This is a genomic window from Rothia sp. L_38 (assembly GCF_050689125.1).
GTDB lineage: Bacteria > Actinomycetota > Actinomycetes > Actinomycetales > Micrococcaceae > Rothia.
Map to the genome: position 1 here is coordinate 51,365 of NZ_JBOEQD010000007.1, position 25,924 is coordinate 77,288.

Annotated in this window: 16 protein-coding genes; 10 read left to right on the forward strand and 6 right to left on the reverse strand. The window is 61.0% G+C overall.

What is annotated here, in order from left to right; translation table 11 throughout:
• Positions 1–127: 127 nt before the first annotated feature.
• The gene (locus ACRCJM_RS06825; protein ID WP_423816955.1) at positions 128–1,648 is read left to right on the forward strand and encodes an inorganic phosphate transporter; all 1,521 of its coding nucleotides are present in this window, start codon (positions 128–130) and stop codon (positions 1,646–1,648) included.
• Here ACRCJM_RS06825 and ACRCJM_RS06830 read toward each other — a convergent pair.
• Positions 1,645–2,334, reverse strand: coding sequence for an IMPACT family protein (locus tag ACRCJM_RS06830; protein ID WP_237209330.1), 690 nt, complete (start codon positions 2,332–2,334; stop codon positions 1,645–1,647). The two genes, ACRCJM_RS06825 and ACRCJM_RS06830, sit on opposite strands and share 4 nt — an antisense overlap.
• A gap of 62 nt (positions 2,335–2,396) precedes the next feature.
• On the opposite strand from ACRCJM_RS06830, the gene coaE reads away from it, so the two are divergent.
• From coaE to ACRCJM_RS06855, 5 genes are all read left to right on the forward strand, one after another.
• The gene (gene coaE / locus ACRCJM_RS06835; protein ID WP_431464320.1) at positions 2,397–3,038 is read left to right on the forward strand and encodes a dephospho-CoA kinase; all 642 of its coding nucleotides are present in this window, start codon (positions 2,397–2,399) and stop codon (positions 3,036–3,038) included.
• A gap of 230 nt (positions 3,039–3,268) precedes the next feature.
• Positions 3,269–5,101 (forward strand): BCCT family transporter, encoded by a 1,833-nt coding sequence (locus ACRCJM_RS06840; protein ID WP_237206867.1) that lies wholly within the window; start codon positions 3,269–3,271, stop codon positions 5,099–5,101.
• A gap of 85 nt (positions 5,102–5,186) precedes the next feature.
• Positions 5,187–7,331, forward strand: coding sequence for an excinuclease ABC subunit UvrB (uvrB, locus tag ACRCJM_RS06845; protein ID WP_431464321.1), 2,145 nt, complete (start codon positions 5,187–5,189; stop codon positions 7,329–7,331).
• Positions 7,332–7,409: 78 nt separating this feature from the next.
• On the forward strand, positions 7,410–8,618 hold the full coding sequence (locus ACRCJM_RS06850; protein ID WP_431464322.1) for an MFS transporter: 1,209 nt from the start codon (positions 7,410–7,412) through the stop codon (positions 8,616–8,618).
• Positions 8,619–8,781: 163 nt separating this feature from the next.
• Positions 8,782–9,978 (forward strand): TerC/Alx family metal homeostasis membrane protein, encoded by a 1,197-nt coding sequence (locus ACRCJM_RS06855; RefSeq protein WP_431464323.1) that lies wholly within the window; start codon positions 8,782–8,784, stop codon positions 9,976–9,978.
• A gap of 91 nt (positions 9,979–10,069) precedes the next feature.
• On the opposite strand, the gene ACRCJM_RS06860 is transcribed toward ACRCJM_RS06855, so the two are convergent.
• On the reverse strand, positions 10,070–11,482 hold the full coding sequence (locus ACRCJM_RS06860) for an alpha/beta fold hydrolase (RefSeq protein WP_431464324.1): 1,413 nt from the start codon (positions 11,480–11,482) through the stop codon (positions 10,070–10,072).
• Between the two features lie 210 nt (positions 11,483–11,692).
• Entirely contained in the window at positions 11,693–14,296 is a 2,604-nt protein-coding gene (locus tag ACRCJM_RS06865; protein ID WP_431464325.1) for a DEAD/DEAH box helicase, read from the reverse strand.
• Between the two features lie 339 nt (positions 14,297–14,635).
• On the opposite strand from ACRCJM_RS06865, the gene ACRCJM_RS06870 reads away from it, so the two are divergent.
• From ACRCJM_RS06870 to ACRCJM_RS06880, 3 genes are all read left to right on the forward strand, one after another.
• Complete coding sequence (locus ACRCJM_RS06870) at positions 14,636–16,285, forward strand: ABC transporter transmembrane domain-containing protein (protein ID WP_237198843.1); 1,650 nt, start codon at positions 14,636–14,638, stop codon at positions 16,283–16,285.
• Complete coding sequence (locus ACRCJM_RS06875) at positions 16,278–18,020, forward strand: ABC transporter ATP-binding protein (RefSeq protein WP_431464326.1); 1,743 nt, start codon at positions 16,278–16,280, stop codon at positions 18,018–18,020. Before ACRCJM_RS06870 ends, ACRCJM_RS06875 begins: the two co-directional genes overlap by 8 nt.
• Before the next feature lie 96 nt (positions 18,021–18,116).
• A complete protein-coding gene (locus ACRCJM_RS06880) occupies positions 18,117–18,746 on the forward strand; it encodes a cation transporter (RefSeq protein WP_431464327.1) in 630 nt (209 codons plus the stop codon).
• Positions 18,747–18,795: 49 nt separating this feature from the next.
• Here ACRCJM_RS06880 and ACRCJM_RS06885 read toward each other — a convergent pair whose 3' ends face one another.
• Entirely contained in the window at positions 18,796–20,304 is a 1,509-nt protein-coding gene (locus ACRCJM_RS06885; RefSeq protein WP_431464328.1) for an L-lactate MFS transporter, read from the reverse strand.
• Positions 20,305–20,542: 238 nt separating this feature from the next.
• Here ACRCJM_RS06885 and ACRCJM_RS06890 point away from each other — a divergent pair, with 238 nt between their 5' ends.
• Entirely contained in the window at positions 20,543–22,252 is a 1,710-nt protein-coding gene (locus ACRCJM_RS06890) for a formate--tetrahydrofolate ligase (RefSeq protein WP_431464329.1), read from the forward strand.
• Between the two features lie 133 nt (positions 22,253–22,385).
• Here ACRCJM_RS06890 and ACRCJM_RS06895 read toward each other — a convergent pair whose 3' ends face one another.
• Positions 22,386–23,999, reverse strand: coding sequence for an alpha/beta hydrolase (locus ACRCJM_RS06895; protein WP_431464330.1), 1,614 nt, complete (start codon positions 23,997–23,999; stop codon positions 22,386–22,388).
• 183 nt (positions 24,000–24,182) lie between these two features.
• Positions 24,183–25,895, reverse strand: coding sequence for a D-lactate dehydrogenase (gene dld, locus ACRCJM_RS06900; RefSeq protein WP_431464331.1), 1,713 nt, complete (start codon positions 25,893–25,895; stop codon positions 24,183–24,185).
• Positions 25,896–25,924: the final 29 nt, after the last annotated feature.

A 25,924-nucleotide genomic window follows, 5' to 3' on the forward strand; every position in this document is an offset into this window, starting at 1 on the left:
ACCGTATGAACACAACCTCAAAGGGGGACTCGTGGATTCCAGCGCGAATTCGGGTTCACATCTCGCAACCCCCGCGTTGCAACGAGACACCACCGACAAATGGTGGCACCTCGCCTTCGGCGGCCTCATGGCTGTCTCACTGACACTCTTTACACTCTGGTCCCTCAACTACGTCGACCAGTCAGCTCGCACCCTCGTCCTCATCGCAGCTGTCCTTCTGGGCCTCTTCATGGCCTTCAACATCGGCGGTAACGACGTAGCGAACTCCTTCGGAACCTCCGTGGGCGCGGGTACCCTGACCATCAAGCAGGCCCTGCTCATCGCGGCTGTCTTCGAGGTATCGGGCGCTGTGATCGCTGGCGGTTCGGTCACCGACACCGTGCGTTCAGGCATCGTCGACCTGGGCGCTATCGACCTGGACCCCATGCAGTTCGTCTACATCATGATGGCAGCCCTGCTGGGCGCAGCTATCTGGCTGCTGGTCGCCACCAAGATGGGCTGGCCCGTCTCTACCACCCACTCCATCATCGGCGGTATCGTGGGTGCGGCCCTAACCATCGGCTTCACCACCGGCACCGGCGGCATGGACATGGTGCAGTGGAGCAAGATCGGCCAGATTGCCATTTCTTGGGTTCTTTCACCGCTCCTGGGCGGTCTGTTCGCCTGGGTTCTCTTTGGCTTCATCAAGAAGTACATCCTGGGCTACAACGAGAAGGTCGATGCGGCCATGCTCGAAATCAAGAAGCACCAGGAAGAAGAGCGCGCAGCCCACACCCCGCACGACGGTTTCCAGCGCATCACCGACCTGCAGCAGGACGCCTACTCCAACGCTATGCTGCGCAAGAAGAAGTTCAAGCTCAAGAAGCTTGACCCCGCGGCCCCCGAGAGCGAGTACTACCGCCAGGTGCACAAGCTTGACCAGAAGGCTAAGCGCGCTGACTCCCACCGGGCACTTGAGGTTTATGTGCCTATCCTGGCTGCCTTTGGTGCGGCTCTGATTGCAGCCATGCTGCTCTTCAAGGGTCTGGATAACCTGGAGCTGGGTATCTCAACCATGGGTAACGTCATGATTATGGTGATGGTTGCGGCTATCGCCTGGGTGAGTGTTTCCGTCTTTGCCCGCAGCCTGCAGAAGCAGGAACTCTCCCGCGCTACCTTTACCATCTTTGCCTGGTTGCAGGTCTTCACCGCAGCTGCCTTCGCCTTTAGCCACGGTGCCAACGATATCGCCAACGCTATCGGCCCCTTCGTGGCAATTCTTGATGTGCTCAAGACCGGTGCCATTGGCGACGAGGCCGTCGTGCCTATGCCCGCTCTGGTGGCCTTCGGTATCGCCCTCATCGTGGGTCTTTGGTTTGTGGGCCGTAACGTGATTGCTACCGTCGGTCACGGCCTGACCAAGATGCACCCCTCATCGGGCTTTGCCGCTGAGCTGGCCGCTGCCGGTGTGGTTATGGCTGCATCTGTTCTGGGTCTGCCCGTTTCGTCCACCCACATCCTGATCGGTGCAGTGCTGGGCGTCGGTATCGTCAACCGCTCAGCTAACTGGAAGCTCATGCGACCCATTGCCCTTGCCTGGATCATCACCCTGCCCATCTCAGCCGCTATCGGCTCGGTAGGTGTGCTGGCTATTTCAGCAATCTTCTAGGCTAAATCAACCCACTGGGTTTCACCCCACGAAATGTGCCCTGCGCCGGCTGTCAGCTCGGCCAGGGCCGTTTCTGTTTGGGCGCGGGTTGCCGCATCATCAAAAACACCCAGGGTGATGTGGGCGCCGCTGGCTGTGTAATCTGTACCCAGTACCGTGTAGCCCAGCGCACGCAGGTCGTTCTCGAAGCGTCCTGCCTCGGCGTGGGAGGCGGTAACTGTTCCCAGTCGCAGGCGTTCGCGGGGCACCAGGGGAGCGGCGTCTAGGGTGGTGACCACCGCGTCCGTATAGGCGCGCACCAGCCCACCGGCACCCAGCTTGATACCACCGAAATAGCGCACCACCACAGCGCAGATATCGGAGAGGTCGGTGGTTTCGCCGGTGCGCCCTTCGGTGCGGCGGGCCAGCAGGGCCTGGAGCATGGGAATCCCAGCGGTACCTGCGGGCTCGCCGTCGTCGTTGGAGCGCTGGGTCTGCCGGTCTGCCCCGATGATAAAAGCAGAGCAGACATGGCGGGCATCGTGGTAGGCCTTGCGCTTGGACTCAATAAAAGCGCGGGCCTCTTCTTCAGTTTCCACGCGCTGAACATAGCCGATGAACTCACTGCGCTTGATTTCTAACAGGTGCCGGGTCTCGGTGCGGGTAGCGAGCACGGTGTAGCGGTTGGCGCGGGTTTCATCAGTCATGGTGTCTATTCTAGTGTGCAGTCGGTGGAGCGCGTAGGCTGGTGGGAGCGGGCACCTGCCCGATGCTTAGAGACGAAAGGACGCCTGTGGTTGCGAGAATTGGTCTGACCGGCGGTATCGGGTCGGGTAAGTCGACGGTGGCGAAGATGCTGGTGGAGTGCGGGGCTGTGCTGATTGACGCCGATGCTATCTCCCGTCAGCTGATGGAGCCGGGCCGGGCGGTGTTGGCTGAGACCGTCCGCGCCTTTGGCGAGGGCATTTTGACCCCTACCGGCGAGCTTGACCGGACTGCCCTGGCGTCCCTGGTCTTTGCGGACGAGTCTGCCCGTGCCCGCCTGAACGCCATCGTGCACCCGGCGGTGCGGGCTGAAGCCGCGCGGCAGCGGGAGGCGGCGGTGCAGAAGCTGGGGGAGGGCGCCGTCATTGTTGATGACATCCCCCTGCTGGCCGAGACCGGCCAGGCGGCAGACTTTGATGCGGTGATTGTGGTTGAGGCGCAGCGCCAGGAGCGGCTGCGCCGCCTGGTTGAGGTACGCGGCATGAGTGAGGCGGACGCCCGCGCCCGCATTGCTGCGCAGGCCAGTGACGAGCAGCGCCGGGCTATTGCCACCTGGGTCATTGATAATTCGGGAAGTTTAGAGCGCACCGCTGCGCAGGTGCGCGAGGTCTTTGCCAAAATCACAGCGGACTCGTTACATGAATAAATTTTTAGCTAGCATTATTTGAACGTATGGTCTAAAAAATCTGGTTGTGACCAGTGAAAACAGGTGAGAACAGGAGAAAGTGTAAAAATCAAGTAGGCTTATCTCCCCTGGAAAACAACCCCAAGCCCTCTTATTATTGATACGTTGCCCAGAGACCGGGCAGCCGCTGTGCGGGCGGTGGATGCAAGGGGCCCGCACGGTCATACACGTACTTCCACCGGGATAATCCTGTGCTGAACAAGCTACACGACAGACTGGGGCTGCGAACCAACCCCGTCATTTTCTTCTCATCTGCACTCTTTATCATCGTCTTCACCCTGCTGATGATGATCTTCCCAACGGCCATGTCAGATGGCATTGGCGTCATCTCCGACTTCATCATCACCTACCTGGGCTGGGTCTACACCCTGGGTATCGCCATCTTCTTTTTCTTCCTGATTTACATGGCGATGAGCCGCTTCGGCCGCATCAAAATCGGTGACGACGACGCAGAACCCGAGTACTCCGGTCTTGCCTGGTTCGGTATGCTCTTCGCAGCTGGTGTTGGTGCCGTCCTGCTCTTCTGGGGTGCGGCAGAACCCATCACCCACTACGCCAACCCGCCCTACGACGGGGTAGAGCCCCAGTCGGATCATGCAGCGCTCGAAGCGCTCGCCATCGCTAACTGGCACATCGGTCTGGGCGTCTGGATTATTCTTACTATTCCCGCCCTGGCTTTCGGCTACTTTACCTACAAGCGCAAGCTGCCCCCGCGCGTCTCATCCATCTTCCAGCCCCTGCTGGGTGAGCGCATCCACGGCCCTATCGGTAAGACCATCGACTCGGTTGCTATCGTTTCTACCGTTTTCGGTATTGCGGTTTCGGTGGGTCTGGGCGCCCTGCAGATTAACTCGGGTATGGGCATCATGTACGGTGTGCCCCTGGGTGGCTGGATTCAGGCCGCTATCGTTGCTGTGATTACTGCCGCCGGTATTACCTCGGTGCTGATGGGTATGGATAAGGGCGTTAAGCGCCTGTCCTACATCAACATTCTGCTGGCTATTTCCCTGATGATCTTCATTCTGATGACCGGCGCAACCCGCTTCGTCACCCTGGGCACCATCGAGTCAGCCGGCTACTTCCTGCAGAAGCTACCCGTGATGATGCTCTTCAACGACGCCTTTGCAGATACCGGTTGGATTGGCTCCTGGACGGTCTTCTACTGGGCCTGGACTGTGACCTGGGCGCCCTTTGTTGGCCTCTTTATCGCCAAGATTTCCCAGGGCCGCACCATCCGTCAGTTTGTTGTCGGCGTACTGGCTGCCCCCACCACCTTTACCCTGATGTGGGTTGGTGTCTTTGGCCTGAGCGCTTTCAATATCGAGCGCAATGAAAACGGCACCCTGGTGCAGACCGTGGCGGAAGAAGGCGATATTCCCGCTGCCCTCTTCGAGTTCCTGGGCCACTTCCCGCTCTACCAGCTGGTCGCTGCGGTGACCCTGGTGGTGATTACCATCTTCTTCATCACCTCCATTGACTCAGCAGCCCTGGTCATGGACGCGATTGCTAACGGCCATGAGGACCCGGCCCCCAAGAAGCAGGGTATTTTCTGGGCTGCCTCCATCGGCGTTGTATCGGCTTCCATCCTGGTAGCAGCAGGCGATAACGGTCTGACCGCCCTGCAGAACGTCATTATTGTGATCGGCTTCCCGGTCTGGCTTATCGGCTTCATGCAGATGTGGATGCTGGTGCGCGCCCTACGCGAGGACGCCGGTGAGCTGCCTCCCATGCGCACCCGCCAGTGGAAGCAGGTTATCCCCATCGAGGAATACCACCGCCGTGCTCAGGAAGACTTCTCGTCGATTGAAGAGGTCACTATTCGCCCCGAGTACGAGCTGGGCACCGAACCCGAGTTCGAGGGTCTGGTTCCCAACACCGGTCAGATTCCTGTGGTAACGGCCGAAGATATTGCTGAGGACGCCGCCGCGAAGAAGGCAGCCTCCAAGCCGGCTGAAGAGCAGGGCACCCACACCGCTGTGGTAACCGGTGACCTGCCCGCTACCGATATCGACCCGAAGAAGTAAGGTCTGAGCGACCGCTTGTTAGCCCCCGATGAAACTAGTACATATGTTCTAGTTTTGTCGGGGGTTTTTCGGTAGGGTAGAGGGCATGAGCCTTGCCCAAGAAATTAACCGCGTCGTTGCACCTTTTGAAGTTGTCTCTGAGTATCAGCCGGCTGGCGACCAGCCCAAGGCAATCGCGGAGCTGACCGAGCGCGTCCAGAACGGTGAAAAAGACATCGTGCTCATGGGTGCCACCGGCACCGGTAAATCTGCAACGTCTGCCTGGCTCATCGAGGCCGTCCAGCGCCCCACCCTGGTCATGGTGCAAAACAAGACCCTGGCTGCCCAGTTAGCTAACGAACTGCGCGAGTTGCTACCCAACAACGCTGTTGAGTACTTCGTTTCCTACTACGACTACTACCAGCCCGAAGCCTACGTGCCGCAGACCGACACCTTCATCGAAAAAGACTCCTCCATCAACGAAGAAGTCGAGCGCCTGCGCCACTCCGCCACCAACTCCCTGCTGACCCGCCGCGACGTTGTGGTGGTTGCTACCGTCTCCTGCATCTACGGCCTGGGTACCCCCGAAGAATACGTTGCCCAGATGGTGACCCTGCGCCAGGGTGAAGAAATCGACCGGGACGAGCTGCTGCGCCGGTTTGTCTCCATGCAGTATGCCCGCAACGACCTAGACTTCCACCGCGGCACCTTCCGCGTCCGCGGCGATACCGTCGAAATCATCCCCATGTACGAAGAAAACGCCATCCGCATCGAATTCTTCGGCGACGAAATCGAAGCTATTTACACCCTGCACCCGCTCACCGGCGACGTCATCCGCGAAGAAACCGAAATGTACGTTTTCCCGGCCTCCCACTACGTTGCCGGCGCCGAACGCATGGCCCGAGCTATTACCTCCATCGAGGACGAGCTGCGCGACCGCCTGCAAGAACTCGAATCCCAGAACAAGCTCGTTGAAGCCCAACGTCTGCGCATGCGCACCCAATACGATCTGGAGATGATGGAGCAGATGGGTTTTTGTAACGGCATCGAGAATTACTCCAGCCATATCGACGGACGCGCTCGCGGCACAGCCCCGCACTGCCTGCTGGACTACTTCCCCGATGACTTCCTGCTCATTGTCGACGAATCCCACGTGACCATTCCCCAGATCGGTGCCATGTTTGAGGGCGATATGAGCCGCAAGCGCACCCTGGTCGAGCACGGCTTCCGCCTGCCCTCAGCCATGGATAACCGCCCCCTCAAGTGGGAGGAATTCCTCGACCGCATCGGCCAGACCGTCTACCTCTCAGCTACTCCCGGCAAGTACGAGCTGGCCCAGGCCGACGGGGTGGTGGAGCAGATTATTCGCCCCACCGGCCTGGTCGACCCCGAAATCGTGGTCAAGCCGACCGAGGGGCAGATTGACGACCTGCTCGAAGAGATCCGTGTGCGGGTAGAGCGCGACGAACGCGTGCTGGTCACGACCCTGACCAAGCGTATGGCTGAGGACCTCACCGACTACCTGCTGGAACACGGGGTTAAGGTGCAGTACCTGCACTCCGATGTTGATACCCTGCGCCGTGTGGAGCTGCTCAGCGAGCTGCGCCAGGGCGTCTTCGATGTGCTGGTGGGCATCAACCTGCTGCGTGAGGGTCTAGACCTGCCCGAGGTTTCCCTGGTTGCTATTTTGGACGCTGACAAGCAGGGCTTCTTGCGCTCTACCACCTCCCTGATTCAGACCATCGGCCGAGCCGCCCGTAACGTGGGCGGTCAGGTGCACATGTACGCCGACAAAATCACCGACTCCATGCGCACCGCTATCGATGAAACCAACCGTCGCCGCGAGATTCAGCAGGCCTACAACCGCGAGCACGGTATCGACCCCCAGCCCCTGCGCAAGAAAATTGCCGACATCACCGACGCCCTGGCCCGCGAGTCAGAAGACACCGCAGAGCTCCTAGCCGCCCGCAAGGGGGCATCGGGCAAGCTGGCTCCGGTTAAGAAGGGCACCAAGTACGCGGCGACCAGCCCCGAAGCCGAAGAGCTCTTCAAGAAGGCAGAAGCCCGGGTGCGTCAGGACGGCCTTGCTGCAGCTCCCGCCGAAGACCTGCTGGGTCTGATCGAAGAGATGCACGCCCAGATGATGCAGGCCGCCGAAGAGCTCAAGTTCGAGCTGGCAGGTCGCTTGCGCGATGAAATTGCCGATCTGAAGAAGGAGCTACGCGCTATGCAGGAAGCCGGGCACGCCTAAACACCTGGGGCTCTTTAGAAGCTCGTGGGCTTAGTGTAGACTGGTGCAGTTTGTGTCAGCACCACCTTGGGAGGTTCGATGAGCCAGAAAACCGCGCGTCCCAGCGTTGCCCGCATGCCGGGTATGCCCCAGATTCTGCTTACCTTCGGGCTGACCATTTGCAGCCTATCTATCCTGCTTCCTGCCTCGCCGGCTTGGGCACTGGCAGGTGGGGCAGGTTCCCTGGGCGCGGGTGCCACCAACGCGGTACTGATGGCTGTCACCGTAGCCACCCAGTTCAGCGTCCCCGCTCTCACTCGCCGCTTCTCCTGGGGGCTCGTGTTGCCGGTGGGCACCCTCTTTATGGGGCTGCCCTCCCTCATTCAGGCTCTGAGCCCCGACCTACTCAACGTCCTTGTTACCTCGGGTCTGCGCGGTATCGGCTTCGGTATTGTCACCGTCTGCTGCTCATCGGCTATGTCCTACCTCATTCCCGTCGAGTACCGGGGGCGGGCTGTCGGGCTCTACGGGCTGGCAGCTGCAGGTGCCCAGATGTTCTTCACACCCGTCGCTCCCTGGGCGCTCGATACCTTTGGCTACCGCTCGGTGATCTCAGCCGGGGCAATCGCAGCAATAGCAGCTCCCTTCGCCCTGCAGCTAGGCCGACTGGTTGACCACTTCATGGAAGAACAAAGGGCCGGTGAGCAGGGGAGTGACGCCACCCCTGTAACTTCCACCGCAACCATCATTGCCCGCATCTGGCCCGCGCTGCTGACCCTCACACTCGTCACCAGCGTCGGCGGTGCCTTCATGACCTTCTCCACCGAAATTGCCCCCACTGCCACTCTGGCGACCGGGGCCCTGCTCCTGCTCTGCGCCCTGGCAACCCCCACCCGCCTCTATGGCGGCTCTCTCACCGACAGGTTCGGCACCCGCCTTCTCATGACTCCGGTGCTGGCCCTCACGGCCTTGGGTGTCGCCTTTGTCGGCTGGGTCAATGGCGTGAGCCTGCCTTCAGTCATATTCCTCCTGGCTGGTGCAACCCTGATCGGGTTCGGCTACGGCTTCCTACAGTCGGTCACCATGGTGCGTGCCCTGTCGGACGCCGGTGGGGCGGACGCCACCCAGCGGGCGTCCGTCGCTTGGAACTCCCACTTCGACATCGGCACCGGACTCGGCTCTCTTGCCATCGGTGCCGCCGCGCAGGCGACCAGCTTTGCCGCAGCCTGGGCGGGCGCGGCCGTCCTTCTCCTGGTCTGCGCCATCGTGCTCGGCCTTAAGGACGCCCGCGCGTCTGTTCAAAAGTAACAAGATGGGTTATAGTTGTAGACCGAGCAAGGGAGTATCCCACTAATTCCTGCATCGTCAGCACGTTGATCGAAGGCGCCCAACCGGGGCAGGAAACCACCCACAGAGGTGGTGGGAGAGACTTGTGGATTTTGGCAAACCCCAACCACAAGAAAGGCTCCCAATGCATATCACTGGGTTGCAGTGGGGTGTAACGATTGCGTTCATCCTGGCACTGCTTGCTTATGACTTCTTCTTCCACGTGCGTAAAGCGCACGAACCCACCATCAAGGAAGCCGCGATTTGGTCGGCCGTCTACGTGGGTATCGCCCTGCTCTTTGGCCTGGTCATCCTCTTCTGGGACGGCACCCAGTTCGCCGCAGAATACTACGGCGGCTACATCACCGAGAAGGCTTTGAGCGTCGATAACCTCTTTGTCTTCCTGATTATCATGGCCTCCTTCAAGGTGCCGCGTGAGGACCAGCAAAAGGTTCTGCTCTTCGGTATTATCTTCGCGATGATTGCCCGCACCATCTTCATCCTGATTGGTGCTGCCGCTATTGAGCGCTGGAGCTGGGTATTCTACCTCTTCGGCCTGATCCTGATTTACACCGCCGGTAACCTCATCAAGGGTGAAGTCACCGACAAGGAAGAAGAGGACGAAGCCAACAACTTCGTCGTTCGCCTGGCTAAGAAGATGTTTAACACCGTTGACTACTACGACGGCGACAAGCTCTTCACCGTAGAAAACGGCAAGAAGGTCATGACCCCCATGCTGCTGGTCATGGTAGCTATCGGTGGTACCGACATCCTCTTCGCCCTGGACTCCATCCCCGCAATCTTCGGTCTGACCCAGGAAGCCTACATCGTCTTCACCGCGACCGCCTTCTCACTGATGGGTCTGCGCCAGCTCTACTTCCTGATTGACGGCCTGCTGGACCGCCTCATCTACCTCTCATGGGGTCTGTCCATCATCCTGGCCTTCATCGGTGTCAAGCTGCTGCTGCACGCCCTGCACGAGAACACCCTGCCCTTCATCAACGACGGCCAGCCCGTTCACGTTGTTGAAGTCACTATTGGTTTCTCACTGACTGTCATTGTGGGCGTCCTGATTGTTACCGTGCTTGCGTCCCTCCTCTCACCCAAGGGCAAGGCCCTGGCTACTATCCAGAAGGTTCAGGCCCTGTCTGAGAAGTACCTGAACCTGCCTGCTGATGCTTCTGAGGCTGAGCGCGCTGAGATTCAGCGTCAGTTGGATGAGCAGGTTGCTAAGTCCCGCGAGATTCCGCAGAAGTACCGCGACGAACTGATTGAGTCGGAGAACGAGTACCAGGACCTGGTCCGTCGTGCCCGTTCTGCGCACGCCGAGCGTACTGCCTAAGGTGCGGTAGGCGTCCGTCCGCCCACCATTAAACAAAAAGGCCGAGAGGTGCACCCGCACCCCTCGGTCTTTTTGTTGTAGCTCAAACCTTTTAGCGCATATCAGCCAGCAGATTCTTCAGATGGCCTAGGATCAGCGGGCCGTCAGCGCCCAGGCCGTCGTGGTGGTGGGTCTTGGACGTCCACACGCGGGTGTTCCCCACAAACTCGGCTGTCTTCATGGAGTGGGCGTAATCTACATACACATCGGGAACGTAGGCTGCTGCAACCAGTGGCACCTCGTTGCGGGCCAGCTGATCGTGATCGTAGAGCCGGCCCCAGTCCTTCTTCTCCGCCAGCAGCTGGGCAACCTCAGCCAGCGGACGCAGAGCCGGGTCCTCCTCGTAATACCAGGGGAAGATATGCTCACCGGTCAGCAGCAGGGGAGAGGCGTCCTCGGCAAAGTCCGGGCGCTCCGCGTACATGCGGGCTGCAGACCAGTTCGTCGGTGAAACAGACGGCGAAGTGCCCCCCAGCTCTTGGGCGGGGCCGTCCGCATAAATCGTCTCATGTAGCAGGCCGTAGAGGGGGGAAGCCTGGAAGCTGACCTGCTCGCCCACAGCCGCCAGGAACTGGTCAGAGAGCCACTTATCAGACTCAGCAAAAGCGGACTCTAGCACATAGTGCAGGCCCCTAGCCCGGCCGTTACCCCCCAGAATATTGCCCAGCATCTGGAAGCGGTGCGGGGTCAGGCGCTCGCCGGTGGGCAGGTATTCCTCGTTCTTGGCCAGGTGCTCGCAGATGCGGACGGCCAGCTCCTTATCTTCGGGGTACCAGCCGTAGTATTCCTCGGTGCGCTCCTTCATGCGGTCGAGGGTGGAGCGGTAAACGTCATCCACGTGGGAGCGGATGGGGGCAAGCCCGGCAGTCATGCGGGAATCCTTGACGGACTCGGGCGCAAAGGAAAGGTAGGAGAGGGTCAAGAAGCCACCGAAGCTCTGGCCCATAGTCGACCAGCGCTTATCTGTGCGGTCTGCCAGCAGGAATTCACGGACGACCTCGGCATCGGCAATGATGGAATCGGCGCGGAAGAGCTCGCAGAACTCAGCCTGCACCTCGGGGCTGCCCTGGGCGGTGATGACGCGGGCTGAGAGCGGGGTGGAATTGCCGGTGCCGCGCTGGTCTAGCAGAACCAGGCGGTGGGTCTTGGCTAGCTCGTGGACCCAGCCGCCTTCAGAGATAGGGCGGGGGCTCTTGCCTCCGGGGCCGCCCTGCAGGTAGACCATGTAGGGGCGCTCGTCCACGGGAGTGGTCAGGGCGTCAGAGGTGTCGATGACTTCGCGGGCAAAGACGGTGATGGTCTGATTGGCAAAACGGGAGTCCAGGGCTGCAGCTTCGCCCTTGCCGTAGATGAGCCCGTGGGTTAGGGGTACGGTGAACCAGTGGTCTACCAGTTTGAGGGAGTCGATGGTGTGGGTGACGCCGACGCGGTGGGTCGGCTGGGGCAGGTGGGGGTGGGTAGGCATGGGGCTCCTTTGCACGCAAGTAAGGTCTTTCTTCTACCGATAGGCTACCCTAGCTTCCCTGCACCGGCTCTGAGGTGGTGAGTAAGAAGTTCTAATGTGACCGCTTTAGAAGTGAGAATCGCTACCCCCACCTAGTAGGGACCAGATAACTACCGATAGTATGTCATGCCCATCAGGACTTCGGTAGGAATCTGGTCCCTTATTGGGAAACTAGAAAGCCCCCACACTCTCAATCAGCACCACGGGCGCGCCTTCCTCGTCTGAGGCGTCCAGGTCGACCCTGGCGACAATCCCGAAATCGTGGTTGTCGTCGGGGTCAGCAAAGACCTGGCGTACCTTCCATACTCCGGGGTGCTCAGCCGTGTCGTCATCAATCTCAATCAGGCGCGGGGAGCGGGCTTCGGCGTCCGTATAGATATCCTCGTACTCCTCAAAGTAGTCGTCCATGGCCTCAGCCCAGCGGTCGGCGTCCCAGCCCGAGCGCTCACCGTCCAGCTCGCCCAGCAGGCGGTCGCGCTCGTCCGCAAAGAGCTCCACCCGGCGGAACATCGCGTTGCGCACCATCACCTTAAAGGCGCGGACGTTACTCGTCACCTTGGGGGCAGACTCGGCAACGAGCTCTTCGAGAGAGTCCTGTACGGGGATGCCTTCTTCACCGGCGGCCAGGCGCTCCCACTCGTCCACCAGGGACGAGTCGGTCTGGCGGATGACCTCACCCAGCCACTCGATTACGTCGGTGAGCTCATCGGTCAGGGCAGATAGGGGCACGGTCTGGCGCAGGGCCTTGTAGGCGTCCGACAGGTAGCGCAGCAGAATACCCTCGGAGCGCTCAAGCCCGTAATACTGGATGTAGTCGCCAAAGCCCATGGCTCGCTCGTACATATCGCGCACCACGCTCTTGGGCTCTACCTCAAACTCCTTCATGAAGGGAGCGCCCGCCGAGTAGGTCTCAAAGGCCTGTTCTAGCAGGTCAGCCAGGGGCTGCGGGTAGGTGATTTTGTCGAGCTCAGCCATACGCTCGTTGTAGTCCAGCCCCTCAGCCTTCATCTCGGCCAGGGCCTCACTCTTAGCCTTCTTCTCCTGGCCAATCAGCACCTGGCGGGGCTTTTCCAGGGTGGACTCAATCACCGAGACCGCATCGAGAGCGTAGGACTCCGACTCCTTATCAAGCAGAGACAGCGAAGCCAGCGCGAAGGGGGAGAGCGGCTGGTTCAGGGCGAAGTTCTCCTGCAGTGAGACGGTCAGGCGCACGGTGCGGCCAAACTCGTCGGGCTCCGGCAGGCGCTCCACCACGCCCCCGTTGAGCAGCTCCCGGTAGATGCCAATCGCCTTGCGCTTGAGGGCACGCTGCTTAATCGGCGGCTCGTGGTTGGCGGTGAGGAAGAGCATGACGGTCTCAAAGGGGTCAGCCTCACGCTGCAGAATATTGAGCATCATGGAGTGGGTCATCTGGAAGGACGAGGTCAGCGGCTCGGGTTCTGCGGCAATAATCTGCTCGAAAGTCTTATCGCTCCACGCCACAAAGCCCTGCGGGGGCTTCTTCTTTTTACCCCGCAACGACTGAGCCATCTTCTTCTCATCCCCGTTGAACTTCTCCCGGGCCCTGGCCTCAAGCCGGTCGTTCTCAATCTCGTGTTCGGGGGCCTGAACCACCACGTAACCGGCCGTATCAAAGCCAGCTCGGCCCGCGCGTCCTGCAATCTGGTGGAATTCGCGGGACTTCAGGCGGCGGGTGCGCTGCCCGTCAAACTTGGAAAGAGCAGTTACGAGCACCGTGCGGATAGGGACGTTAATACCCACACCCAGCGTATCGGTACCGCAAATGACCTTGAGCAGGCCCGCCTGGGCTAGCTGCTCCACCAGGCGGCGGTACTTGGGCAGCATGCCGGCATGGTGAATGCCGATACCGTTCTTGATGTACTTCTGTAGCTGCTTACCGAAGCCCGCCGAGTAGCGGAAGCCGGCGGTCAGCTCGTTGATGCGCTCCTTGTCTTCCTTAGACGCAATAGCCAGACTCATGAGCGAAGCGGCTGTATCGATGGCCTGAAGCTGAGAGAAATGCACAATGTAGACCGGGGCCTGGTGGGTCGATACTAGCTCGTCTACCTTCTCAACCAGGGGCTCCCGGGAGTAGGTGTAGTTGAGCGGAATGGGGCGGGTCTCGCTGGTGACCAGGGAGGTCTGCCGCCCGGTGAGCTCCGTCAGCTCACGCTCAAAACGGCTGGTATCGCCCAGGGTTGCGCTCATGAGCAGGAACTGGGCCTGGGGTAGGTCAAGCAGGGGAGCCTGCCAAGCCCAGCCGCGCTGGGGGTCAGAGTAGAAATGGAACTCATCCATGACCACCTGGGTCAGATCAGCCCCTTCACCCTCACGCAGCACAATATTGGCAAGAATTTCGGCGGTGCAACAGACGATGGGGGCATCGGCGTTAATAGAAGAATCGCCGGTCACCATACCCACGTTCTCAGCCCCGAAAATCTCGCAGAGATCAAAGAACTTCTCAGACACCAGGGCCTTAATAGGGGCGGTGTAGTAGGAGCGCTGGCCGGTCGCCAGACCCATAAAATGAGCCGCAACCGCCACGGTCGACTTGCCCGACCCGGTAGGGGTCGCCAAAATGACGTTGTTGCCCGCCGCCAAATCAAGCACAGCTTCGTCCTGGGCCGGGTACAGCTGCATACCGCGAGCCTCAATCCAGGCCAGAAAGGCCTCGTAGGCTTCATCGCCCGTGAGCGGGTTAGAGGCAAAATCGCCACGGAAATAGGGCTTGCTGTTATCGGCTAAAGAGGGGGAGAGAAAGGGAAGAATCTTCATGGTTCTTCTAGTTTAATAGACCGGTCAAGATAAAGGCGGGTATGACGCTTGTCAAACCTGCCTAGAGTGTTCTAAGGTAAAGGGCAGAACTTAACCGCATATCTAGCTCACGAAAGGAGGCCCGCGAAATGAATAATCGACCTATTCCCTTCAACAGCCTCCCCGTGGGTAGACACATCGATGGTGCGCTCGCTTCTAGCCCGACTGCCGGTTAGACGAGTACGATAACCTGACGTAGACACACCTATCGGGGCAAGCGAACCCGGTAGGTATTTTTATGCCCTGCGGGTTTTTCCCTCACACACGACCTGCACACCCGCACGCTGAAAGAGTAGCCTGATGACTGAGATGACTGACGAGATAAAGACGCCCAAAGAAAAAGTTAAGTTCCGTATCGCCCCGCCGGGTTTCCGCTGGCGACCCCTCTTCTTTCTGCCCTTTCCCCTCGATATTCTGACCTCCCTCGCCCTGGTCTTCCTGCCGGTTCTGGTGGGCACGATTATTGACCTGCATACCTCCGGCGATGAGGTAGCTGCCTGGCGGCTGGTCTGGCTGTTAGTGGGCGTAGTGGTCTACCTGTCGATCGTTGAATTTGTGGGCTGGGGCATCACCTTTAGGGTAGTAGCCCGCATCGAGAGGGACTGGCGGCTCTACATCGCCCACCTAATCTCCCGCAGCCCCAACCGCGATACCGGTGCCCTCATTGCGATTTTGAATAAGGACGCCCGGGCAATGGCCGAGATGTGGGAGCCCATGATTATGGCTTTTTCTGCGGTGGGCGTGACCGCCCTGGGCACCTGGCAGCTCTGGCGCATTAGCCCGGCGATTGCGGTGGTGGCTCTGGGCGGGCTGATTCTCACCATGCTGACCCTCACCTGGATTTCCAAACTCTTGGAAAAGCACGCGGATATTTTCCGTGACAAGGTGGGGGTGTCTACCTCCCGGGCTTCAGATATTGCCTCTTCGATTCGCACTATTTTGGGCTTGGGCGCCCAGCGCCGCATGATGGACCGCTACGGGGCAACGGCCCAGGATGTCTACACCTCCCAGATCCGCCTGGAGAGCGTGCAGACCTGGTCTTATGCAGTGCGTAATTTTCTGGTAGGTACCGTAACCTGGGTAGTAATCGCCCTGGCCCTGCGTGGGGCTGCCCCTGAGGGCACCTGGATAACAGAGGTACCCGCGGGTCAGCTGGTCACAGTGGTTGGTCTGATTAACACCCTAACCGGCCCCATCTGGTCGGTGGAGATGCTGCTCTTTGACTGGCGCAATGCCCGTGTTGCCCTCAAGCGTGTAGATAGACTTGCGGCTGAGGTTGAGGGTAACTCTCAGGTAGAGGGTAAGGACGCCCCCGCCCCGGCGACCAGCGCCGCAGCAGGGCAGGCGCTGGTTGAGGTTCCCCGGGCCAGCACCCCGGTTCACTACATCAACCCGCGCGAAGCCGGGTTGCCAGCCCAGGACTACGCCGAAGCTCTGACCGAAGCCCTACGCCAAACTCAACCTGCCCCGGGCAGGGAGCAGGCGGCGGGCGTCCTCGCCGGGGGTGAGCGTGTGCTTCTTTCGGAACCCAACCCCATGATTTTTGCCGGCTCCCTGGCTGACCACCTGCAGATGGGCACCGAGGGGCTGAGCCGGGAGCGCATGATTGAGCTGTTGAAGCTCACCGACTCCGAAGAAATCGCCTTCCGACTCGGTGGCCGCGACCCCGAAAAGTACCTGGCCAGCACCCTGGCCTCAGAGGGCACCAACCTCTCTGGTGGCCAGCGGCAGCGCCTTGCCCTAGCCCGGGCACTGGCCCAGCCGGCGTCTGTGCTGGTGCTCACCGAACCGCTGAACTCGGTGGACGAACCCAGCCAGAAGTTCATCTTGAACCAGCTCGAAACCCATACGGGCCAGCCCGGCCCTCTCGAACACATCCGCCAGATTTACCTGGTCTCAACCACCATGGAGGTTGAGCGACGACTGAAAGCAGGTGAGGCCCGTGGCTAACCTCCTTCCCATAACCGACGGTAAGACCACCTGGCGGCTGCTGGCTCGGTCCATTCTCAAGACCCCCTGGCAGCTTGCTCTGCTGGTGTTGCTGTTTGTAGCTAGTTCCGTGGCAACCCTGATTACCCCCATCATGGTGGGGCAGCTCATTGACCGGGCTACCACCGGGCAGCTGACCGGCTACCCCTGGGCAGAGCTGGCGGTTATCGGTGCTGCTGTGCTGGCCGGGGCCCTGCTGGCCCGCGCCTGGACCTTCCAGGGCCAGAAAATGGGTGTGCGTCTCAACCGCGACCTGGGCATTGACCTGGTCGGGGCCTCCCTGCAGTTGGACGCCCAGACCGTTGAGGATGCCGGCTCCGGCGACCTGGTAGCCCGCCTGACCGACGACGTCGACAGCGTGCGCCAGGTACTGGCCACCGGCCTGCCGGAATTCGCCCATATCAGCATCTACATGCTGATTACCGCAGCTACCATCTTCACCGTCAACCCGGCCATCGGCCTGGTGACCGTGCCCATGTTTATCGTGATGACCATCGTGCTTTCGATTTTCCTACCCCGGATTGCCAAGCTCACCCGGGAAAAGACCGAGGCGGTCAGCGACCTGACCGTGGTAGCAACCGAAAACATTCGCGGTGCTGGAACCGTTGAAGAGCTGGGGATCAGTGAGGCCCGTGCCCGGGTGCAGGATGAGCGCATCTGGAAAACCTTTGAGGTCAGCGACCGCATGGTCGTGGTACGCTCCATCTTCTGGGCCGTGGACGCCTTCAACTCCTTCCTACCCCTGGTGCTCTCCATGGCCTGGGGCGCCTACTGCGTGGAGCAGGGGTGGGCTACCTGGGGCGACGTTGCAACCGCCTCAATCATGCTCTTCACTATGCGCGACAACTCGGATATCTTCACCTTCTGGCTCGACCGCCTGCGCGAAATGACCGTCACCATGGGGCGTGTCTTTGGTGTTATTGACCTGTCGAACCAGCAGCAGGCCCGCCGTGCCGCCGGGCAGGTATCTGCCCCGGCGCACCTGCCCGGGCAGGGCGCGTCCGCCCCGGTCATTAGTCTGCAGGGCGTGACCTACGGGTACAACCCGGACGCCCCCGTGATTAAGGGGGTTGACCTGCAGCTGGCGGCGGGGGAGAGCCTTGCCCTGGTAGGGCGCTCCGGCTCGGGTAAGACCACCCTTGCCCGCCTGATTGCCGGGTCGCTCACCGCAGATAGCGGCACCGTGCAGGTCGGCAGTCAGCTAGTGGGCAACGGTTTGTACCCCACCCAGCCCGATGCCAGCGGACGCCCCGCCCTGCTCATCTGCACCCAGGAGGCCCACGTCTTTGTCGGCTCCCTGGCCGAGAACATGACCGTGGCAGCCCCCGACGCTAGCACCGAGCAGATGCTCACCGCCTTACGGGCGGTCGGCGCGACCTGGGTCGATGACCTGCCCGAGGGGCTGGAGAGCCGGGTCGGCGGCGGTAGCACAGAGCTCACCCGCGACCAGATTCAGCAGCTGGGTCTAGCCCGCATCGTGGCTGCCAACCCCCACGCGGTGATTCTGGATGAATCAACCACCCAGCTGGAACTGGCGGACGCCCGCCAGTCCCTGGCCGCGGTAATGCAGGGCCGGGCCGTCATCATCATCTCCCACGATGCCCGCATCGCCTCACTGGCTGACCGGGCCGTGCTCCTTGAAGACGGTGAGCTGGTTGCAGAGGGGGCCCCGGCAGAAATCTTTGCCCGCGCCTAAGAAACCTCACAGGTCTAAGACGTCTGGGCTTCATTCACCCTGGCTAAGCTGCCGCCCCGCCCGAGACCCCGGGCGGGGCGGTGCTAATCTAGACCTGTGAGTTCATCTAAGCCCCTAATCGACCCCGTCCGCCTGCGCCGCGCCGTCCTGCTGGTTGCCGGTCTCAACCTGGCCTACTTCTTCATCGAGGGAGCTATCGCCCTGGCCATTGGCTCGGTCAGCCTGCTGGCCGACAGCGTAGATTTCTTCGAGGACTTCGCGGTCAATACTCTCATTGCAATCGCCCTGGGCTGGTCACTGACCTGGCAGGCGAGGGCGGGGAAGGCGTCCGCCCTCATTATCCTGCTCCCGGCCCTGGCCGCTGTCTGGCAGATCGTGGCTAAATTCCCTGACCCCGGCGCCCCCGATGCGCTCGCTCTCTTCGTTACTGCGGGTGGCGCTGTGGTGGTTAACCTCATCTGTACCCTGATTCTGGCTCGTTTCCGTGCCGGTGCCGGGTCGCTCACCGCAGCCGCCTTTTTGGCAGCTCGCAACGATGTGCTCATCAACCTCGCTATCATCGTCGTAGCCGGTCTCACCGCCTGGGTAGGTAGCGGCTGGCCTGATCTGGTACTTGGTGCCCTCATTCTGGTGCTAAACCTGGGGGCTGCCAAGGAAGTATGGGAAACCGCCCAGGAGGAATCGCTGGCCGCCAAGGCCTTAGCTGGCGACCTCGACGACGACTAAGGCCCTGCTCTGAAATCGCGGGGAGCTGTCAGGGCAGGGCATCTGGTCTTTAGCTAAAAAGCGCCAGTGAGCGAATCACGGTCTGGGCCAGGCCATAGACCAAGCCGCTTGTGACGAGTAGGGTCAGGGCCCAGGCTGCCAGGGTATGCAGCGGGCCACCGGCGTTGACCCTAATCTGCTGGTCGGAGGTACCTAGCTTCCCGTGGCCCGCCAGCTTGGCCATGTCCTTTTCTGAGGCATGGTGCTTCTCGTTTACCGGCTTGACCAGCAGGTTGGCGATGAACCCGATAGCCAGCACGCCCACCATGATGAAGAGGGAGGGTTGGTAGAGCTCGGCACCCGAGGCATCGGGGTTGCCGCCGCGTACGGTGTCCTGAACCAGGTTGACGATGAGCGGCCCAGCAATGCCCGCAGCTGACCAGGCGGTTAGCAGACGGCCGTGGATAGCCCCTACCTGGAGGGTGCCAAACATATCGCGCAGGTAGGCCGGGATAGTGGCAAAGCCACCGCCGTAGAAGGAAATGATGATGAAAGCGGTAGCGATGAAGAGCACCAGACTGACGTTACCGAAGAGCGCCCAGATGATGTAGAGGGCCAGCCCCACACCTAGGTACATGACGTAGATGTTCTTGCGGCCGATGATATCTGAGGTTGATGACCAGATGAAGCGGCCACCCATGTTGCCCAGGGACAGCAGACCGACGAAGCCGGCTGCTGCCGCGGCGGAGATGGGGAAGTAGGACTGAATCATGGGGGAGGCTGATTCCAGCAGACCGATACCGGCGGTGACGTTGGTGAATAGTACCGTCCAGAGCAGCCAGAACTGGGGCGTGCGGATAGCCTGGGCTGCGGTGACGTTCTTATTGGTGCGCATGGTGTTGGGCTTCTGCTGGGCTGGGTCGAAGCCGCTGGGCTTCCAGTCGGGGTGGGGGACCCTGATGACGAAGGCGCCGAGCAGAATAATAAGAGCGTAGGAGGCAGCGAGAACCAAGAATGAGGGGACGAGCGCTGATGCCTGTTCTGTCTTTTCGGCTGAGCCTGAAAAGAGTTCCATGAGCTGGGCTGATACGGGAGAAGCGATGAGCGCACCGCCGCCAAAACCCATGATAGCAAGCCCGGTTGCCATGCCCGGGCGGTCAGGGAACCACTTCATGAGAGTAGATACCGGGGAAATATAGCCCAGACCCAGACCAACGCCGCCGAGCGCACCGTAACCCAGGAAAACTAACCACAGCTGGTTGGTGGTCACACCCAGAGACGCAATGAGAAAGCCTAGAACCCAGCAGGTTCCCGCCGTTAGCATCGACTTGCGAGGACCAACCCGTTCCACCCAGGTACCGCCGATAGCCGCTGAGATACCCAGCATGGCGATGGCGAGAGAGAAGACCCAGCCAACTGCGGTTTCGGTTGAGCCAAAGTGGGTGACCAGCTGGGTCTTGAAGACTGACCAGGCGTAGACCTGCCCGATGCAGAGATGAATGGCGAGTGCCGCTGGTGCCATGAACCAGCGGTTAAAAGTGACGGGCGCGATGATGGCTGACCTATCAAGAACTGACATGAAGCTTTCCTCTGAGATGTATGTCTGCTGGCGAAATTCAATGTGTAGTGATGCGCTCAACATTACCTCATGCCGACGGCTGAAGTGTGCTACCTCTCCTAGGATGGCGGGCCTGGTAACTCTTCTAAAATTTTGAGTATTCCTTGAGATATGTTGAGTGTGCTGGGTCTGCAAAACATGACTCAGGGCACTAAACTGGGTGGTGGCAGATAAGCTAGTTAACAAGGAAGTTCACATTATGAGCAAGCCCTTCCCCTCTGATCTTGAAATCGCCCAGGCAGCGACCCTGCAGCCGATTACCGAGATTGCCGCGGCATCAGGCATCAATGAAGATCGCCTAGAGCCCTACGGCAAGTACGTTGCCAAGGTGCAGCTGACCGACGACACCACCGCAGAAAAGGCCCTGGCCCGTGGCTCCAAGTACATCGTGGTCACCGCCGTTACCCCCACCCCTCTCGGTGAAGGTAAGACCGCAACCTCGGTCTCCCTGGCCCAGGGTATGGCAGCAACCGGCCGCAAGGCCATGCTGACCCTGCGTCAGCCCTCCATGGGCCCCACCTTCGGCATCAAGGGCGGCGCAGCAGGCGGCGGCTACTCCCAGATCGTCCCCATGGAGAAGCTCAACCTGCACCTGACCGGTGACTTCCACGCCGTCACCGCAGCCCACAACCTGCTTGCTGCCATGATTGACAACCACCTGCACCATGGCAACGAGCTGCGCATCGACACCCGCGCTATCACCTGGCGCCGCGTCATCGACATGAACGATCGCGCCCTGCGCAACATCGTTATCGGTCTGGGCGAGCGCATGGACGGCGTGCCCCGCGAAACCGGCTTCGACATCACCTCAGCCAGCGAAATCATGGTGATTCTCTCGCTTTCCACCAGCTTCGCCGACCTGCAGGAGCGCCTGGCCAAGATCGTGATTGGCCTCAATGTAGACGGGGACCCCGTCACTGCAGCCGACCTTAAGGCCGACGGTGCTATGGCCGTCATCCTGGCTGACGCTATCAACCCCAACCTGCTCCAGACCCTCGAGAAGACCCCCGCCCTGATTCACGCAGGCCCCTTCGGTAATATCGCCACTGGCAACTCCTCGGTCGTCGCTGACTACGTTGGTCTTGAGCACGCCGACTATGTGATTACCGAGGCCGGCTTCGGCGCAGACATGGGGGCGGAGCGCTTCTTCAACGTCAAGTGCCGCGTCTCCGGCCTCAAGCCGGACGCCGCCGTCCTGGTGGTCACCGTCCGCTCCCTCAAGTCCCACTCAGGCCGTTACAAGATTGTGCCCGGCAAGCCCCTGCCCGAGGGCCTGCTGGCAGAGAACACCGAGGACGTCGAGGCAGGCGCCGCTAACCTGCTCAAGCACATCGAGATTGTGCGTTCCTTCGGCGTTCAGCCGGTGGTTGCTATCAACGCCTTCCCCACTGATTTCGAGTCAGAACACGAGACGATTCGCCGCATTGCCGAGGAAGCGGGTGCCCGCGTGGCGATTCACCGCGGTGTTGCCGAGGGCGGTAAGGGCGTGACCGAGCTGGCGGACGCCGTCGCCGTAGCGTGTGATGGCGTGAGCGAGTTGACCTACACCTACGAGGACGAAGACAGCCTGACCACCAAGATTGAGAAGGTGGCCACCAAGGTCTACGGGGCGGACGGCATTGAGGTCGCCCCCGCTGCGGCCAAGCAGCTGGCCCGCTACGAGGAGCTGGGCTACGGCAAGCTGCCGGTTGTTATTGCCAAGACCCACCTGTCGATTTCGGCTGACGCTTCGCTGAAGGGTGCTCCGACCGGTTGGACCCTGCCTGTGCGCGAGGTGCGCCTGGCTGCCGGTGCCGGTTATGTGTACGCCATCTGCGGTACCATGCGGACCATGCCGGGCCTGGCCAAGTCCCCGGCTGCTGAGCGAATTGGTTTTGACGAGAACGGCACCATGGTCGGCCTCTTCTAAAATGATGCTTATTTATTAGGGTAGGTGGAGCAGGCTCACAGCGAAGCTGCTGGCTCGGTGGCTGGCGTGAATCGCTTGTGAGCGAAGCGAACCAGCGAGAGGGTCGGCAGCGAGCGTGAGCCTGCGGAACCTCCTATGAATAAGCCTCTGGGGCGTCCGGCTGGCACACGGTACCGTCCTTGGGAACGGTGCCGTCGACCAGGTAGGCGGTCGCCAGCTCATCGACGCAGGTAGAGCGGCCGGAGAAGGACGCCCCGTGGCCAGTCCCTTCCAAGGTTACGAAGGAAGCCTTCCCCAGCTGGCGGGCCAGCTCCTTACCGTGCTGGTAGGGGGTGGCGTGGTCACCGGTAATGCCAATGACCAGCAGGTCGGTTGAAACCTTCGAAGCGTCGAAAGACGTCGTGATATCGGTGCCGGTAGCGGGCAAAACCGCACAGTCGAACTCGGTAAACTCAGCCAGCACCTCATCGGTGATTTCAGGGCCGCCAATGAACTCGGGAACACCCACCTCCTTCATGTGAGCCAGCAGGGCCTCCACGTCCGGAGTCTTAGGCTTCGAGGGGCACACCACCAGCTGCCCGGCCGTATCAATCTCAGCGCTATTGGTCGCAATCATCTGGGCCAGGGCGTCTACCGCTTCCTTGTCTCCGGCCTTGGCTTTACCCAGCAGGTCCAGGCCGTCCCCCTGCATGACGTCCGGCCCGTAGAGCTGGCTGGTCAGGTAATCACGCAGCTCCAATCCGGTAATTTCGGTGCCGTCACTGGCCACCAGGGGCTTGTCGGTTAGGGACTTCTGGTAGTCGAGCATTTCGCGCTCGCTGGTGAAGGGGCAGGTCACGGCTGCACCTTCTGAGGTGGTGAGGTCGGAGCAGCGCTCTGCTAGGGCACCCACAGCTTTCGATACTGCCACCATCTGGTCGTAGTTGTGGGTCAGGGCACCCCACTGGGCATTTTCAGCCGAGTCGAGCACCATGCGTCCTGCCTTCTCGGGGAAGAGGGTAGCGTAGGTGGCCCCCAACATAGTGCCGTAGGAGTAGCCCAGGTAGTCGAGGCGCTCACCCCCGGCTAGGGAGCGGAGCAGCTCCATATCGCGGGCTACCTGGGAGGTGCCCATGTAGTTGGCAACCTCTGAGCTGGCGGCGCATTCGGCAAGCTGTACGGCGGCAACTTCAGAGTCTGACTCGCACACTACGGGGGAGGAGGCCCCAATACCGCGGGGGTCAAAGCCCCAGAGCTGGTGGCTTTCCAGTACGGGTGCAAAAGAGGGGTCGGTTGCTAGCGACATGGCGTGCTGAATACCGCCGATGCCCGGCCCGCCGGGGTTAGTGAAGAGGGGTACCTGCTTGTCGTTGCCGGTGGAGACGGTGCGGCTGACGGCCAGCTCAAGGGTGCGGTTATCGTCCGGGTCTCCCCAGTTGAGCGGGGCGGTGACGGTGCCACACTCGTAGTTGGCGTAGTCGAAGCCGGTTTCTTTCAGCAGTTCTTCGTTCTCGGGGGAGAAGCCGCTGTGCTCGGCGGTGCACTCGCCCCAGGTGATGGTCTGCTCGTAGAAGTTTTCAAAGTTTTCCCGCTGCCAGCTGGCCCCGTGGGCGCGGTCGGCTGCGGGAGCGGGGGCCTGGTCTGACGGCTGCTGGGCGGAGGGGACGCTGAGGCTGCAGCCTGCCAGGGCTAGGGTGCTGGCGGTCAGGACGGCTGTGGTGAGGTAGGCGGCGCGGCGTCGGGCCGGTTGGTGCTGGAGTATGGTCACGGCTGTCTTCTTTCGACGGTTGAGCCTGTTGCCTGCGCGGCGTATGGGCCGCGCAGGCAACAGGTTGAACCTGGTGAGAATGGTTTTCATGTGTCTGTAAAAACCAGTGTAGTCTCACACCTGTCTTAAGAAATCAGCCGTCAGGATGAACCTGTTCCCCGCCTACAGGCGGATAAACGGTAACTAGGCCCAGTCCTTCTTGGGGGAGGTGCCACCGATGCCGGCGTTGAAGGTGTTGGTGGGGTCAAGCTCCTTAAAGTGCTCCACCATAGCCTCGGGCATGTGGTAGAGACGCCCATAGTTGTGCTCAGCCGGCAGCTTGGCGCCACGAGCCTCGAGCAGCTCCTGGATATCGTCGTGCAGCTTGTGGGGGTCTACGCCCTTCTTGGCGACGTAGTCCTGGTGCATGACGTGGCAGAAGAAGTGGCCGTAGTAGGCGGTAACATCCAGCTGGCTAGCGATTTCAGGGGGTAGCACCTCTAGCCAGTCCCAGTCATCGCGACGCAGGGCAACATCGATGGGAATGAGCTCGCCCAGCTCCTTGCGCTTCATACTGGCGTAGCGGGTGGCGGCGCTGGCAGCGCCGAAGCGGTGGAGGTTGGCGCTCTGGGCCTCGTCCGCTGTGCAGATGAAGAAGTCACCCTCGTGCTCGGGGGCCGCAAAGAAGTCCTTGAGCATGGTTTCGGTCGCCTGCTTCTGGGCCTCGCTGACGGTGAGTAGCAGGTGGTGTTCGAAGCGGTCGCGGTACTCCAGCATACGCTTGGGTAGCTGGCTGGGGACCAGGTCGAAGAAACGCTGGGAGACGGTGTCTGCAAAGGTGGGGCCGATGCCCGGTACCTTACCGAAGAACCCGTTGGCCCAGGTCTTGAAGGCGAACATACGGGTTTGCAGGGCAGAGCTCATGTATTTGAGGAAGACGAAGGTGTCTTTACCATACTTTTCTGCCAGGTCGAAGGCGCTACGACCCATGTATTCACCAGAGATGGGTAGGGGCATATCGGCTTCGAGGAAGATACGGCGGATTTCTTCGAGCTCGCGGGGGCTGTTGGTGCCGATGTAGAACATGGCGGGGTTCTTCTCGAGCGGGAAGGTTCGGGTTCGCACGGCAAAGACCATGATTTTGCCAGCGGATCCGGACGCCTCAAACAGGTACTTGGGGTTGGAGTTGTAGCGGGCGGGGGTTGGCTCCATCTTGCGCAGGTGGGCGGCGTACTCGGTCTCGCTGCTGTCGGCAGGGGCGGGGGTGACGTCGTCCGCCGACCAGGCGCCGCGCTGCAGGCGGTCGAGGGCGACCTCGGGGTCGTCGCCCAGGGAGATGCCCAGGTGGTTGACCAGCTCGACCTTGCCTTCTTCGGTGACGCGGGCGTAGATGGCTTCGCGTGTGAAGGCCGGGCCCTTACGAATCTGGCTGCCGCCGGAGTTATTGGCGATACCGCCGATGACCGAGGCACCGATGGAGGTGGACCCGATCACCGAGTGGGGTTCGCGGCCGTGTGGTGCCAGTTCTTCGGTCAGGTGGGTGAGGGTGGCGCCCGCCAGGGAGATGGCCTCGTGGGCGTCGTTAATCAGGTGCACCTGGTTGATGAGGTGGGTTGAGATGAGCACGATGGGGCGGTCGTAGTCCTGGAAGCCGGGGCCGGAACCGCCGGTCAGACCGGTGTTAGAGGCCTGGGGAATTACCATGAGGTTGTGGTCGACGCAGACCTGGAGCGCCTTCCACATCTGCACCAGGGTGGTGGGGCGGAGGACGGCAAGCAGGGGGCCGCCGCCGAAGCGGTAGCCCTTGCTGTAGGGCATGGTCGCGTGCTCTGCGGTGAGCACATGGTCAGAGCCCACAATGTCCTTGAATGCCGCGAGGGCCTGCTGATGGGCTCCTGAGTTTGCTGGGGAGGTCATCTCACATCTTTCTGTCGAGGGCTAGTGCT